Below are 13,690 nucleotides of genomic sequence, written 5' to 3' on the forward strand. Positions count from 1 at the left end.
GCGGGCGCCGTGCTGGCGCCCGCGCAGGTCCTCAGGCCGACCAGGTATCGCGCAGGGTCACGCTGCGGTTGAACACCGGCGTGGCTTCGGTGTGGTCGCGGCGGTCGGCGACGAAGTAGCCGGTACGTTCGAACTGGAACGACTGCTCCGGCGCGGCGCTGGCCGCGGCCGGCTCGACATAGCCGGTGACGGTGCGGCGCGATTCCGGATTGAGGTAATCGCGGTAGGTCTTGCCTTCCGATTCATCATCCGGGTTCGGCACCGAGAACAGGCGGTCGTACAGGCGGATCTCGGCCGGCACACCATGCACGGCGCTGACCCAGTGGATGGTGCCCTTGACCTTGCGGTTGGCGCCTTCCATGCCCGGACGCGATTCCGGATCCAGCCAGCCGCGCAGCTCGGTGATGGTGCCGTCGGCATCCTTGATCACTTCGTCGCAGCGGATGATGCCGGCGCCGCGCAGGCGCACTTCGCCACCCGGCACCAGGCGCTTCCAGCCCTTCGGCGGCACTTCGGCGAAGTCCTCGCGGTCGATCCACACTTCGCGTGCGAACGGCACGTCGCGGCTGCCGAAGCTCTCGTCCTTCGGGTGGTTGCTGAAGGTCAGCTGTTCTTCATGGCCCTCAGGCAGGTTGGTCAGCACCAGCTTGACCGGATCGATCACTGCCATGCGGCGCGGCGCGGCACTGTCCAGGTCTTCGCGCAACGCGCCTTCCAGCACGCTGAAGTCGATCAGCGAGTTCTGCTTGCTGATGCCCACGCGCTCGGCGAACAGGCGCATCGCGGCCGGGGTGTAGCCACGGCGACGCAGGCCCTGCAGGGTCGGCATGCGCGGGTCTTCCCAGCCGTCCACCAGCTGCTCGGTGACCAGCGCCATCAGCTTGCGCTTGCTCATCACCGTGTAGTTGATGTTCAGACGCGAGAACTCGATCTGGCGCGGCTTGGCGGCTTCGCGCGGCATGCCGGCATCGACCAGCGGCTGGGTCAGCGCGTCGTCATGGGCGAAATCGACGTTGTCCACGCACCAGTCGTACAGCGGGCGGTGGTCTTCGAACTCCAGCGTGCACAGCGAGTGGGTGATGCCCTCGATCGAATCACCCAGCGCGTGGGCGAAGTCGTACATCGGGTAGATCGGCCACGCGCTGCCGGTGTTCTGGTGCTCGACGTGCTTGATGCGGTACAGCGCCGGATCGCGCAGGTTGATGTTGCCGCTGGCCATGTCGATTTTCGCGCGCAGGGTGCGCGCGCCATCCGGGAACTCGCCTGCGCGCATGCGGCGGAACAGATCGAGGTTTTCCTCGACGCTGCGGTCGCGCCACGGCGACGGGCGGCCCGGTTCGGTGAGGGTGCCGCGGTAGGCGCGCACTTCCTCGGCCGACAGGTCGCAGACGTAGGCCTTGCCCTGCTCGATCAGCTTCTCCGCGGCCAGGTAATAGGCCTGGAAGTAGTCCGAAGCATGGCGCAGCTCGTTCCACTCGAAGCCCAGCCAGCGCACGTCGTCCTGGATCGCGGCCACGTATTCCGGGTCTTCCTTGGCCGGGTTGGTGTCGTCGAAGCGCAGGTTGCAGACGCCGCTGAATTCGCCGGCGATGCCGAAGTTCAGGCAGATCGACTTGGCGTGGCCAATGTGCAGGTAGCCGTTCGGCTCCGGCGGGAAGCGGGTCTTGATCGCCTGGTGCTTTCCGCTGGCCAGGTCCTCGCGCACGATCTGGCGGATGAAATCGCGCTTCTCGTGGCTGTCGGCGGGGGTCTCGGGGCTGGCGGGGGTGTGCTCGGACATGAGTCTGGGGCGAAAAAGGGCAGAAAGACCAACAGTCTAGCGCGTACGGGGCAGGGCTGCCCGGTGGGGTGTGGGGATGCCGGCCAGCGGCCGGCACTACCCAACTGCACGGCGATCCACATTCCGCAGGCCCGCTGCCGGCGCTACCGGAAGGTGGATGGGTAGTGCCGGCCGCTGGCCGGCAGAACGGTCATGCGCCGTCACCACCACCATTCAGCCCCCGGGCGTATGCTGGAACCCTGTCCCACGGAGCCGCCGCATGCACATCGTGTACAAGGCCGACAACCTGTTCGACGCCCACCTGGTCAAGCACGCGCTGGAAGATGCCGGCATCCCGGCCTTCGTGTTTGGCGAGCAGCTGCTGGGCGGCATGGGCGAGCTGCCGCTGTTTGGTGTGCTGCGGGTGGGAATCCCCGATGCGGCACGCCCGCAGGCCGAGGACATCGTGGCGGCGCTGGACTTGGGCCACGCGCCGGACGCCCCCATTTCAGATGCAGACGACATAGCCGGACTTCCGGCGTAGGAGCGCATCATGTTGGGAATTGGCCAGGGCATCCTCGGCATCGGCGCCTTCAAGCAGCGCCTGCCGCGCCCGGAAGAGGCATTGCCGGGGCGCGAGCAGCCATTGCCGCTGCACAGCAACCAGCACTTCGTGAACAGCCATCCGCTGAAGGACCGCTTCGCCGGCCTGCAGCAGATCCGCTTCGCGCTGGGCTGTTTCTGGGGCGCCGAGCGCAAGTTCTGGACCGAGCCGGGCGTGTACAGCACCTCGGTCGGCTACGCCGGCGGCATCACCCCGAACCCGACCTATGAAGAAGTGTGCTCGGGCCTGACCGGGCACACCGAAGTGGTGCAGGTGGTGTTCGACCCGGCGGTGGTGAGCCTGGAGCGCCTGCTGCAGCTGTTCTGGGAGAGCCACGACCCGACCCAGGGCATGCGCCAGGGCAATGACACCGGCACCCAGTACCGCTCGGCGATCCACGCTACCGACGAGGCGCAGTACAAGGCCGCGCTGGCCAGCCGCGAGGCCTACCAGGCGCAGCTGGATGCGGCCGGCTACGGCCCGATTACCACTGAGATCATGTACCCGGCACCGGCGTACTACTACGCCGAGGATTACCACCAGCAGTACCTGGCGAAGAACCCGAACGGCTACTGCGGCATCGGCGGCACCGGCGTGAGCTGCCCGATCGGGTTGGATGTGGAGGCGCCGCGCTGACGCGCGGTGGTCCGCCTGCGGCGGGCAACGTCAACGGCTGAAAGCCAAAGCCAAAGCCAAAGCCAAAGCGGCTCTGGGTTTCTGCGGGTTGGGTGGGGCGGTGTGGGTTGGCAGGACACGCCGTGAACCCCGCTCCGCGGTCCGGCCCAGCCGCTGGCGGCTGTGCGTTCGGGCGCTTGCGAAGCAGTGCTTCGCAAGCAAAGCGCCCTCACCCCTGGGGGCTCGATGGCGCCATCCATGGCGCCATCGGTCCTGCCAACCCACACCGCCCCACCTCCGAGAGTTTCCCGGTGACGGTGGGCGAGAGCATTGGTTACTGACGAACTGAAGAAAAACAAAAAGGACGCGGCGTTCGCCGTGTCCTTTTTGTTTGGTCCTGCAGTGCTTTCTGTAGAGCTGAAGGCAGCGGCAGGAGCCGCTGCCAACGTCGCTTGCGACGGCCCGGAGGGTGCCGGTCAGGACGACCGGCATAGCCATGCTCCGATCCAAGCAAGCGAAGCGCGCGACCCGCTTTTGCTCTTCCTTCTTTCTCCCGTGGCGGGCGGCCACAGGAAACTGTCAGAGGGCGGGCGGGTTGGGTTCGCGGTAGTGTCCGCCGCATGGATGCGGCGGCCAAGCCTCCAGGGATGGATTCACGGCGTCTCCCGCGAACCCAACCCGCCCGACCCAGCACGGCTTTTGCTCTGAGCCCCCCGCCACGAGGGGCTCAGCCGTTGGCCGGAATCACAGTGCCGCGCGGATCCGCTCGCGCAGTGCTTCCAGATCCTTGGCAAACGCCTCGATGCCGGTCGCCAGCTTCTCGGTGGCCATCGGATCGGCCGCCAGGTCCGCCGCGAACTTCGCCGCGTCGATCGGGGTCACCGCCGTGCCATCGGCGGCACCGGCCACCAGCTTGCGCGGCAACTCGCCGTGGTCGGCGTCCAGCTTCTCCAGCAGGTCCGGCGAAATCGTCAGGCGGTCGCAGCCGGCCAGCGCTTCGATCTGCGCGGTCGAACGGAACGAGGCGCCCATCACCACCGTCGGCGAACCACGGCGCTTGAATTCGGCATACACGCCACGCACGAACTTCACGCCCGGGTCTTCGTCGATGGTGGCCGGGGTCTGGCCGTTGGCCACGTACCAATCGAGGATACGGCCGACGAACGGCGAGATGAGGAACGCGCCGGCTTCGCTGCAGGCCAGCGCCTGGGTCGGGTTGAAGATCAGGGTCAGGTTGCAGTCGATGCCCTCGGCCTGCAGGATGCGCGTGGCTTCCACGCCTTCCCAGGTCGCGGCGATCTTGATCAGGATCTTCTCGCGCGGCACGCCGGCATCGGCGTACATCTGGATGAACTGGCGGGCCTTGGCCACGGTGGCGGCGGTGTCGTGGGCCTGGTCGGCGTCCACTTCGGTGGACACGCGGCCCGGCACCAGCGTGCTCAGCAGCGCGCCGACGCCGATGGTCAGGCGGTCGGCCACGGCGTGCACCACGGCTTCGCGGTCGCCACTCTGCTGGCGGCCCCAGGCCAGTTCGCGTTCGATCAGCTCGGCGTAGACCGGCAGGTCCAGCGCCTTCTTCACCAGGGTCGGATTGGTGGTGCAGTCCACCGGCTGCAGGCGCTTGATCGCCTCGTAGTCACCGGTATCGGCAACGACCACGGACAGTTCGCGCAGCTGGGACAGTTTGGACGGGGTACTCATTACGGCTCCTGGTGCAGGGGGATCGAATCGCGCGCGGTGCGCAGCGGTAATCAGGGGCGGTCGTTGTGGACCGCAGTCACGCGCAGGCGCAGCTTGCGGCCGCCGGGCGCGTTCCAGTCGATGCTCTGGCCGATCGAAAGGCCGAGCAGGGCACTGCCGACCGGGGCCAGCACGGAAACCTTGCCTTCATCGACGTTGGCTTCGCGGGGGAAGACCAGGGTCAGGACGTGCTTCTCGCCCGACACTTCATCTTCGCACTCCACGCGCGAATGCATCATGACGATGCCTTCGGGAATCTGGTCCGGTGCCAGCACGGTGGCCCGGTTGAGTTCTTCAGCAAGCGCGAGCGCGGCAGGCGTCTGGCTCAGCGCAGGGGATTCGAGCATGGCGTCCAGGCGGTCCATGTCGAAGGTGGAAACGGTGATCGACGGCGGCAGGCCGCTGGCGGTACTCATGGTGAAGCTCCTTGGTTGAAAGCCATGCAAAAGGCGGCACCTGCTGGCGCCGCCTGTCTGTATTGTGGGGACAAATGCGGCCGGAATCGACTCCTGCCGATTCCAGGCCGGTGCTGCGGGGGTTCAGCCGTTCAGGGCGGGGCCGGGCAGGGCGGTCGCTTCGCCGGTGGCATTCACCGCATCAAGGGTGAACAGCGCCTGCGGCAGGCGCTTGAACTGGTCGGCCAGTTCCATCAGGAAGTCGTTCATGGCCGAGCTGCGGCGCCAGATCATGGCGATGCGACGGCTGGGACGGCCCTCGCCGGTGAAGTCGAGCAGGCGGATGTTGTTGGAGCGCGGCACCGGCGGCTGCACCGACAGGCTGGGCAGCAGGGTGATGCCGACATCGGCGGCAACCATCTGCCGCAGCGTCTCCAGGCTGGTGGCGCGGAACTCGGACTTCTCGTTGGCGCCGAACAGGCGGCACACTTCCAGCGCCTGGTCGCGCAGGCAGTGGCCATCTTCCAGCAGCAGCAGCTTCTGCGTGGCCAGTTCCTGCACATCCAGGTGTTCGCGGCGGGCCAGCGGGTGGCGCCCGGACACCGCCAGCAGGAATGGTTCCTCGAACAGGAACTCGGCGTGCAGCTGGTCGTCGATTACCGGCAGCGCCAGCAGCGCGGCGTCCAGCTTGCCTTCGCGCAGGCGGTCCAGCAGCACATCGCTCTTTTCCTCGACCAGCAGCAGTTCCAGCTCCGGGAAGCGCTCGCGGATGCGTGGGATCACATGCGGCAGCAGGTACGGACCGAGGGTCGGGAAGATCCCCAGGCGCACCGTCCCGGCTTCCGGGTCGCGGCTGCGTCGCGCCGCTTCCTTCAGCTGCTCCACTTCGGACACGATCACCCGTGCCCGTGCCGCCGCTTCCTGGCCGGCCGGGGTCAGCATCACCTTGCGCGGTGCGCGTTCCACCAGCGGCAGGCCCAGTTCTTCTTCCAGCTTGCGGATCTGCGTGGACAGCGTGGGCTGGCTGACAAAGCAGGAGGCGGCAGCCCGGCCGAAATGCTTGTGGTCGGCCAGGGCTACCAGGTACTTCAGATCACGTAGGTTCATCCTTACACCCCAAGGGTAACGGACCGGCTGACGGCGTGGTTACCCGACAGGCAGACAATGTTCCCGGTGATCTGGGAACGGTGGATCAGGCCGCTTCAGCAACGGCACCGCTGCTGTTGCTCACCGACGAGCGGATCAGGTGGTCGAACGCGCTCAGTGCGGCGGTCGAACCGGCGCCCATGGCAATGATGATCTGCTTGTAGGGTACCGTCGTGCAATCGCCAGCAGCGAACACACCCGGCAGGTTGGTCTGGCCGCGGTCGTCGATGACGACCTCGCCACGCGGCGACAACGCCACCACATCCTTCAGCCACTCGGTGTTGGGCAGCAGGCCGATCTGCACGAAGATGCCTTCCAGCTCGACGCGGTGGGCGTCGCCGCCGACGCGGTCCTTGTAGACCAGGCCGGTGACACGGCTGCCGTCGCCCAGCACTTCGGTGGTCTGTGCGCTGGTCAGCACGGTGACATTGGCCAGGCTGCGCAGCTTCTTCTGCAGCACTTCATCGGCGCGCAGGCTGGAATCGAACTCCAGCAGGGTTACATGCGACACGATGCCGGCCAGATCGATGGCCGCTTCCACGCCGGAGTTGCCGCCGCCGATCACCGCCACGCGCTTGCCCTTGAACAGCGGGCCATCGCAGTGCGGGCAATAGGCCACGCCCTTGTTGCGGTACTGGTCTTCGCCCGGCACGTTCATCTGCCGCCAGCGCGCGCCGGTGGACAGGATCACCGAACGCGACTTCAGCACCGCGCCGTTCTCCAGCTGCACCCGCACCAGGCCGTCTTCGCCGGCCGGCACCAGCGCGCTGGCGCGCTGCAGGTTCATGATGTCCACCTCGTACTCGCGCACGTGCTGTTCCAGTGCCGTGGCCAGCTTCGGGCCTTCGGTCTCCTTCACCGAAATGAAGTTCTCGATCGCCATGGTGTCCAGCACCTGGCCACCGAAACGCTCGGCGGCGATGCCGGTGCGGATGCCCTTGCGTGCGGCGTAGATCGCCGCTGCAGCACCGGCCGGGCCACCGCCCACCACCAGCACGTCGAAGGCGTCCTTGGCGGCGATCTTCTCGGCATCGCGCTTGCTGGCATTGGTGTCCAGCTTGGCCACGATCTGCTCGAGGGTCATGCGGCCCTGGTCGAACACTTCGCCGTTGAGGTACACGGTCGGCACCGACATGATCTCGCGCTTCTCGACTTCGTCCTGGAACAGGGCACCGTCGATGGCCACGTGCTGGATGCGCGGGTTGAGCACCGCCGCCAGGTTCAGCGCCTGCACCACGTCCGGGCAGTTCTGGCAGGACAGCGAGAAGTAGGTTTCGAACCTGTACTCGCCTTCCAGGTTCTGCACCTGCTCGATCAGCTCGGCGGTGGCCTTGGACGGATGACCGCCCACCTGCAGCAGCGCCAGCACCAGCGAGGTGAACTCATGGCCCATCGGCAGGCCGGCGAAGGTCAGGTGGATGTCCTGGCCCGGGGTGCCCAGGTCGAAGGACGGCACGCGGCCCTGGCCATCGCGCAGCACTTGCAGCGAGATCTTGTCCGACAGGCTTTCCAGGGTCTGCAGCAGTTCCAGCATCTCCTGCGACTTGGCGCCGTCGTCGGCGTGCGCGGTGATCTGGATCGGGCGGGTCACGCGCTCCAGATAGGTCTTCAGCTGCGACTGCAGGTTGGCGTCCAACATCGGTCTTCTCCTGGCTTCAGGCAAACAGGGGGCGTGGCACCGCTGTACAAGGTAGCGGACCAGCTGGGGGTAGGGGTGAACCCAAGACAGCGACCGTGGAAGGGGCTGGCTGGCCAAGGCGGGCGAGCGTTGGCTGTCTTGGGTTCACCCCCACGCCGGTAGGGCACCGGCATGGGCATGAAGGGCGCGCCGTGGCGTGGGGCCACGGCAGGCCGGTACTGCGTTAGATCTTGCCGACCAGGTCCAGCGACGGGGTCAGGGTCTTCTCGCCTTCCTTCCACTTGGCCGGGCAGACCTGGTTCGGGTTGGCGGCGGTGAACTGGGCAGCCTTCAGCTTGCGCAGGGTCTCGGAAACGTCACGGGCGATCTCGTTGGAGTGGATCTCCAGGGTCTTGATCACGCCTTCCGGGTTGATGATGAAGGTGCCGCGCAGGGCCAGGCCTTCTTCCGGAATGTGCACGCCGAAGGCGTTGGTCAGCTGGTGGGTCGGGTCGCCGACCAGCGGGAACTGGGCCTTGCCGACGGCCGGCGAGGTTTCGTGCCACACCTTGTGCGAGAAGTGGGTATCGGTGGTGACGATGTAGACCTCGGCGCCAGCCTTCTTGAACTCGGCGTAATGGTCAGCCGCGTCTTCGATCTCGGTCGGGCAGTTGAAGGTGAAGGCGGCCGGCATGAAGATCAGGACGGACCACTGGCCCTTCAGGCTGGCGTCGGAAACCTTGATGAACTCGCCATTGTGGTAAGCGTTGGCTTCGAACGGCTGGATCTGGGTGTTGATCAGGGACATCGTTTTTCCTCTGGTGAAGGGGAGTGGGTGAATCGACAGGAGCTAGGTTACCGACTCGCTGGCGATAAGAACAATCCATTGATTGCATCTATTTGATAGATGTAGTCTATCATTTGGTCATGAGCAGGCACTGAACCTTGCCGCTCCCATCCTGCAACTGGCTGTGTGACAAGGGAAATCTCCCGGAGGCGCGGAAAGGGGCCGATAGCCCCTCCTTATTCCCTCCGGCAGAACCTGAACGGATTGCAGCTTTTTGTAGTGTCGAGCCACGCTCGACTGCGGCTCTACAATTGCGGCATGTCTTTCCAGACCGAACCCTCCCTGCGCCAGACCGTGGCCGAGGCCAGTGCCCGTCTCGGCGGCATCGAGGCCCGCCACGAGGCTGAACTGCTGCTGCTGCATGTACTGGATCGCCCGCGCAGCTGGCTGTTCGCCCACGCCACCGATCCGCTGGCCGCCAATGACCAGGCCGCCTTCGAGGCGTTGCTGGCCCGCCGCGTGGCCGGTGAGCCGGTGGCCTACCTGACCGGCCGTCGCGGATTCTGGACGCTGGACCTGGAGGTCGACCCGGCCACGCTGATCCCGCGTACGGAAACCGAGCTGCTGGTCGAGCTGGCACTGGAGCGCCTGCCGCCAGACCAGTCGCTGCAGCTGGCCGACCTGGGCACCGGCAGTGGTGCGATTGCACTGGCACTGGCCAGCGAACGGCCGCAGGCGCAGGTGCTGGCCACCGACGCCAGCCCGGGCGCGCTGGCCGTGGCCGCGCGCAATGCCGTCCGCCATGATCTGCGCAACGTCCGCTTCGCTGAAGGCGGGCACGACTGGTATGCGCCGCTGCAGGGCGCGCGTCTTGATCTGATTGCCAGCAACCCGCCGTACATCGCCAGCGACGATCCGCATCTGGAGCAGGGTGACCTGCGCTTCGAGCCGGCCACCGCACTGGCCTCGGGTCCGGATGGCCTGGACGACATCCGCCGCATCGTCGACGGTGGCCAGGCCCACCTGCTGCCCGGCGGCTGGCTGCTGATCGAGCACGGTTGGGACCAGGGCGAGGCGATCCGCGCGCTGTTCGACGCGGCGGGGTTTGCCGAGGTGCAGACCGTGCAGGATCTGGAGCAGCGCGACCGCATCACCCTGGGCCGGCGTCCGGCCTAGAATGGAGGTTCTCCTGCCCCGGCAGGGCATCACCCTGGAGCTGCAAGCATGCGTACGCTGTACCCCGCCATCACCCCCTACGACGTCGGCACCCTGAAGGTCGACGACCGCCACACGCTGTACTTCGAACAGTGCGGCAACCCGGACGGCAAGCCGGTGGTGATGCTGCACGGTGGCCCGGGCGGTGGCTGCAGCGACAAGATGCGCCAGTTCCACGACCCGTCCAAGTACCGCATCATCCTGTTCGACCAGCGCGGTGCCGGCCGTTCCACACCGCACGCCGACCTGGTGGACAACACCACCTGGGACCTTGTTGCCGATATCGAGAAGCTGCGCGAACACCTCAAGGTCGATCGCTGGCAGGTGTTCGGTGGCAGCTGGGGTTCGACCCTGGCGCTGGCCTATGCCGAAACCCATCCGCAGCGCGTGACCGAACTGGTCCTGCGCGGCATCTTCATGCTGCGCCGCTGGGAGCTGGAATGGTTCTACCAGGAAGGCGCCAACCGCCTGTTCCCGGATGCGTGGGAGCATTACCTGAAGCCGATCCCGTCGGTGGAGCGTCATGACCTGATCTCGGCCTTCCACCGCCGCTTGACCAGCGACGACGAAACCACCCGCCTGGAAGCGGCCAAGGCGTGGGCGGTGTGGGAAGGCGCGACCAGCTTCCTGCATGTCGATGACGACTTCATCAACAGCCACGAAGACCCGCACTTCGCCCTGGCCTTCGCCCGCATCGAGAACCACTACTTCGTCAACGGCGGCTTCTTCGAGGTGGAAGACCAGCTGCTGCGCGACGCGCACCGCATTGCCGATATTCCCGGCGTGATCGTGCACGGCCGCTACGACGTGGTCTGCCCGCTGGCCAACGCCTGGGACCTGACCAAGGTCTGGCCGAAGGCGAAGCTGGAAATCACCCCGGCCTCGGGCCATTCGGCGTTCGAGGCCGAGAACGTGGACGCGCTGGTACGCGCTACCGATAGCTTCGCCTGATCGGTAGTGCCGGCCGCTGGCCGGCAACGCCGCACCGGTAGCGCCGGGCCATGCGCGGCGCTACCCACCCTCGTCCACGCATGGCGTGGATCGACCACAGTCTGGTGGTGCCGGCCGCTGGCCGGCAACGCCGCACCGGTAACGCCGGGCCATGCGCGGCGCTATCAACCCTCGTCCACGCATGGCGTGGATCGACCACAGCCTGGTAGTGCCGGCCGCTGGCCGGCAACGCCGCACCGGTAGCGCCGGGTCATGCGCGGCGCTATCAACCCTCATCCACGCATGGCGTGGATCGACCACAGCCTGGTAGTGCCGGCCGCTGGCCGGCAAACCTGAAACGGGTGGATTCCTGCAGACGCCGGTCAGTGGCCGGCGTTACCAATCCCCGGCCAGCAACGCGTCGGCCAGCACCTGCAGCTTCGGCGAATGCTGGCGCGACGGCGGGTAGATCAGTGACAGCGCGCGGCTGCGGCCTTCGAAAGGCTGCAGCACGCGCTGCAGGCGGCCGTCGGCCAAGGCATCAGCCACCGCGAAATCCATCACCTGCACGATGCCGATGCCAGCGATGGCCGCTTCCACCAGCGGATCGCCGCTGTCGAACACCATCCGCGTCGGCGGCGTGAACTCGCGCAGTTGCCCGTCCTGCAGGAACTGCCAGTCCACCAGCCGGCCACTGCGCAGGTTGCGCACCGCCAGGCAAGCATGATCCTGCAGCGCGGCCACATCGTCCGGTGCGCCACAGCGGGCCAGATAAGCGGGGCTGGCCACCGTCACCCAGCGCAGCGGCCGCAATGGCCGCGCGACGATGCGCTGGTCGGCGATGACGCCGGTGCGCAGCGCGGCATCGAAGCCTTCCTCGACCAGATCGACCAGGCGGTCGCTGAGCACGGCTTCCACCTGCAGTTGCGGATGCTGTTCCAGCAATGGCGCCAGCATCGGCACCAGCACCTTGCGCCCGAACATCGACGGCGCACTGATCTTCAACGTACCCGAGGGCGTGCACGGGCGGTCGGCCAGTTGCCGCTCGGCATCGTCCAGGCCGGCCAGCAGCGGTGCCACCTGTTCCACGAACTGGCGGCCATCCGGGGTCAACGCCACGTTGCGGGTGTTCCGCTGCAGCAGCTTTACCCCCAGCGTGGCTTCCAGCCGCCCGATCGCGCGCGACAGGCCGGACTGGCTCAGGCCGAGTTGGCCGGCGGCCACGGTGAAACTGCGCGCTTCGGCCACCTGCACCAGCATGCGCACCGCATTGAGGTCCATCGAGGCTGCATTCATGCGGAAAATCATGACAGAAATGGTGGGCAGGGGGTTTATTGATTCGGTCGCATCAATGAGACTGCGCTCCCCCATCGATCCAGACCGCCGATGCCTCCCCTTAAATACCCGCGCTGGGCGTTGACCCTGCTGGCCACCGCGCAGCTGATCATCGCGCTGGACGCCACCATCATCTTCGTCGCCCTGCATGACATGGGCCGCGCGCTGCAGATCAACGCGCAGCAGCTGCAGTGGGTGGTCAGTGCCTACACCGTGGCGTTCGGTGGCAGCCTGCTGCTGGGCGGCCGCGCCGCCGACCTGATCGGCCGTCGCCGTTTCTACCGGCTGGGCATGCTGCTGTTCGCACTGGCGTCGCTGCTTGGCGCACTGGCGCCGAATGCGACCTGGCTGATCATCGCGCGCGCCGCGCAGGGCGTCGGTGCCGCGTTGCTGTTCCCCGCCACGCTGGCACTGATCAACACGCTGTACGCCGAAGGCCCGGTGCGCAACCGCGCGCTGGCGATCTGGAGCATGGCCAGCGCGGTCGGCCTGGCGCTGGGCACGCTGCTCGGTGGCGTGCTGACCCAGGCGTTCGGCTGGCCGGCGGTGCTGGCGGTGATCGTGCCGCTGGCCACGGCGTGCGCGGTCGCAGCCGGTGCGTGGTTGCCGTCCGATGGTCCACGGGTGCAGGGCCGTTCATTCGATCTGGCCGGTTGCCTCACTGTCACCGCCGGCGGCAGCCTGCTGGTCACCACCCTGGTGCAAGGACCGGAGTGGGGCTGGACGGCACCGGCCACGCTGATCTGCCTGCTGCTTTCAGCCGTGCTGTTGACGGTGTTCGTACAGATCGAAAAACGCAGCCGTGACCCGCTGATGCAGTTTTCGCTGTTGCGCCTGTCGGGCCTGCGCGCGGCACTCGGCCTGACCTTCGCCTTCATGAGCAGCTATGGCGTGCAGTACTACTTCCTGGCGCTCTACTTCCAGGATGGCTATGGCTGGAGCCCGCTGCAGGCCGGCATGGCCTTCCTGCTGCCGACGTTGGTGTGCACCTTCGGCATCCGTATTGCCGAACGCATGCTGCGGCGCCGTTCGCCACGGCAGGTACTGGCCTGGGGCTTCGCCGCCGGTGCCATCGGCATTGCCGCGGTGGCGCTGGCGATGCCGCACGGTGCCAGCTACTGGCCGCTGCTGCCGGGCATCGTGGTGCTCAGCATCGGCCAGGGCATGAGCTGGACAGCGATGTGGATCGTGGCCGGGCAGGGCGTGCCCGGTCCGCAGCAAGGCGTCGCGTCCGGCATGGCGGCCACCGCCCAGCAGATCGGCGGCGCGTTGGGACTGGCGGTGCTGGTGATGGTGGCCAACGCCGCGCGGGGCACGCAGGCCGCAACCAGTGCCGACGCCCTGCAGGGCATGGTCAATGCACAGTACGGCGCCGCGTTGTTCGCCGCGCTCGGCGTGGTGATCGCGCTGGGCCTGCGCCCGGCGCCGGTCGAATCGGCCGCCACCGTCTGCCCGGTCAGCGAGGCATGATTGAAGGCGCTGGCGTGGGTGGTGGATGTGCCACGCCTGCGGTAGTGCCGGCCGCTGGCCGACAATGCAATGATCC

General features: G+C 67.1%; 13 protein-coding genes. 6 read left to right on the forward strand and 7 right to left on the reverse strand.

Features of this window, described 5'->3' with window-relative positions; genetic code table 11:
* Positions 1-31 precede the first annotated feature (31 nt).
* Positions 32-1,780 carry a glutamine--tRNA ligase/YqeY domain fusion protein gene (locus AC5P8Y_RS08040; protein WP_495201893.1) on the reverse strand — a complete coding sequence of 583 codons (1,749 nt, stop codon included), beginning with the start codon at positions 1,778-1,780 and terminating at the stop codon, positions 32-34.
* A gap of 259 nt (positions 1,781-2,039) precedes the next feature.
* Between AC5P8Y_RS08040 and AC5P8Y_RS08045 the strand changes: the two genes are divergently transcribed.
* From AC5P8Y_RS08045 to AC5P8Y_RS08055, 3 genes are all read left to right on the forward strand, one after another.
* A complete protein-coding gene (locus tag AC5P8Y_RS08045) occupies positions 2,040-2,303 on the forward strand; it encodes a putative signal transducing protein (protein WP_005408153.1) in 264 nt (87 codons plus the stop codon).
* Positions 2,304-2,333: 30 nt separating this feature from the next.
* Positions 2,334-2,999: a peptide-methionine (S)-S-oxide reductase MsrA gene (gene msrA, locus AC5P8Y_RS08050; RefSeq protein WP_049402197.1), complete on the forward strand. Its 666-nt coding sequence runs from the start codon at positions 2,334-2,336 to the stop codon at positions 2,997-2,999.
* Positions 3,000-3,308: 309 nt separating this feature from the next.
* The gene (locus AC5P8Y_RS08055) at positions 3,309-3,686 is read left to right on the forward strand and encodes a hypothetical protein (RefSeq protein ID WP_495201894.1); all 378 of its coding nucleotides are present in this window, start codon (positions 3,309-3,311) and stop codon (positions 3,684-3,686) included.
* Positions 3,687-3,722: 36 nt separating this feature from the next.
* Here the strand turns inward: AC5P8Y_RS08055 and AC5P8Y_RS08060 are convergent, their stop codons facing one another.
* The 5 genes from AC5P8Y_RS08060 to ahpC all read right to left on the reverse strand — a co-directional run bounded on the left by AC5P8Y_RS08060 (position 3,723) and on the right by ahpC (position 8,685).
* A complete protein-coding gene (locus tag AC5P8Y_RS08060) occupies positions 3,723-4,679 on the reverse strand; it encodes a transaldolase (protein WP_111172415.1) in 957 nt (318 codons plus the stop codon).
* Positions 4,680-4,729: 50 nt separating this feature from the next.
* Positions 4,730-5,134 (reverse strand): nucleoside diphosphate kinase regulator, encoded by a 405-nt coding sequence (rnk, locus tag AC5P8Y_RS08065; RefSeq protein WP_005408156.1) that lies wholly within the window; start codon positions 5,132-5,134, stop codon positions 4,730-4,732.
* Between the two features lie 123 nt (positions 5,135-5,257).
* Positions 5,258-6,220, reverse strand: a complete 963-nt coding sequence (locus AC5P8Y_RS08070; protein ID WP_005412310.1) for a LysR substrate-binding domain-containing protein — start codon at positions 6,218-6,220, stop codon at positions 5,258-5,260.
* An 85-nt stretch (positions 6,221-6,305) separates the two neighbouring features.
* Positions 6,306-7,898 (reverse strand): alkyl hydroperoxide reductase subunit F, encoded by a 1,593-nt coding sequence (gene ahpF, locus AC5P8Y_RS08075; protein ID WP_288416757.1) that lies wholly within the window; start codon positions 7,896-7,898, stop codon positions 6,306-6,308.
* A gap of 223 nt (positions 7,899-8,121) precedes the next feature.
* Positions 8,122-8,685: an alkyl hydroperoxide reductase subunit C gene (ahpC, locus tag AC5P8Y_RS08080; RefSeq protein ID WP_005408159.1), complete on the reverse strand. Its 564-nt coding sequence runs from the start codon at positions 8,683-8,685 to the stop codon at positions 8,122-8,124.
* Between the two features lie 297 nt (positions 8,686-8,982).
* On the opposite strand from ahpC, the gene prmC reads away from it, so the two are divergent.
* Both prmC and pip read left to right on the forward strand, forming a co-directional pair.
* Entirely contained in the window at positions 8,983-9,840 is an 858-nt protein-coding gene (gene prmC / locus AC5P8Y_RS08085) for a peptide chain release factor N(5)-glutamine methyltransferase (RefSeq protein WP_495201895.1), read from the forward strand.
* 48 nt (positions 9,841-9,888) lie between these two features.
* A complete protein-coding gene (gene pip / locus AC5P8Y_RS08090) occupies positions 9,889-10,830 on the forward strand; it encodes a prolyl aminopeptidase (RefSeq protein WP_014646006.1) in 942 nt (313 codons plus the stop codon).
* A gap of 375 nt (positions 10,831-11,205) precedes the next feature.
* On the opposite strand, the gene AC5P8Y_RS08095 is transcribed toward pip, so the two are convergent.
* Positions 11,206-12,090, reverse strand: coding sequence for a LysR family transcriptional regulator (locus AC5P8Y_RS08095; RefSeq protein ID WP_033834184.1), 885 nt, complete (start codon positions 12,088-12,090; stop codon positions 11,206-11,208).
* A 105-nt stretch (positions 12,091-12,195) separates the two neighbouring features.
* On the opposite strand from AC5P8Y_RS08095, the gene AC5P8Y_RS08100 reads away from it, so the two are divergent.
* Complete coding sequence (locus AC5P8Y_RS08100) at positions 12,196-13,614, forward strand: MFS transporter (protein WP_049402842.1); 1,419 nt, start codon at positions 12,196-12,198, stop codon at positions 13,612-13,614.
* Positions 13,615-13,690 lie beyond the last annotated feature (76 nt).

This window comes from Stenotrophomonas sp. YJH_SMC_12-1, assembly GCF_059370935.1.

Excerpts from the sequence above, each read along its gene's own strand:
- pip (WP_014646006.1), top strand. The coding sequence starts at position 9,889 with ATGCGTACGCTGTACCCCGCCATCACCCCCTACGACGTCGGCACCCTG.
- AC5P8Y_RS08045 (WP_005408153.1), top strand. The coding sequence starts at position 2,040 with ATGCACATCGTGTACAAGGCCGACAACCTGTTCGACGCCCACCTGGTC.
- rnk (WP_005408156.1), bottom strand. The coding sequence starts at position 5,134 with ATGAGTACCGCCAGCGGCCTGCCGCCGTCGATCACCGTTTCCACCTTC.
- AC5P8Y_RS08100 (WP_049402842.1), top strand. The coding sequence starts at position 12,196 with ATGCCTCCCCTTAAATACCCGCGCTGGGCGTTGACCCTGCTGGCCACC.
- AC5P8Y_RS08060 (WP_111172415.1), bottom strand. The coding sequence starts at position 4,679 with ATGAGTACCCCGTCCAAACTGTCCCAGCTGCGCGAACTGTCCGTGGTC.
- ahpC (WP_005408159.1), bottom strand. The coding sequence starts at position 8,685 with ATGTCCCTGATCAACACCCAGATCCAGCCGTTCGAAGCCAACGCTTAC.
- AC5P8Y_RS08095 (WP_033834184.1), bottom strand. The coding sequence starts at position 12,090 with ATGGACCTCAATGCGGTGCGCATGCTGGTGCAGGTGGCCGAAGCGCGC.
- prmC (WP_495201895.1), top strand. The coding sequence starts at position 8,983 with ATGTCTTTCCAGACCGAACCCTCCCTGCGCCAGACCGTGGCCGAGGCC.
- AC5P8Y_RS08040 (WP_495201893.1), bottom strand. The coding sequence starts at position 1,780 with ATGTCCGAGCACACCCCCGCCAGCCCCGAGACCCCCGCCGACAGCCAC.
- ahpF (WP_288416757.1), bottom strand. The coding sequence starts at position 7,898 with ATGTTGGACGCCAACCTGCAGTCGCAGCTGAAGACCTATCTGGAGCGC.
- AC5P8Y_RS08070 (WP_005412310.1), bottom strand. The coding sequence starts at position 6,220 with ATGAACCTACGTGATCTGAAGTACCTGGTAGCCCTGGCCGACCACAAG.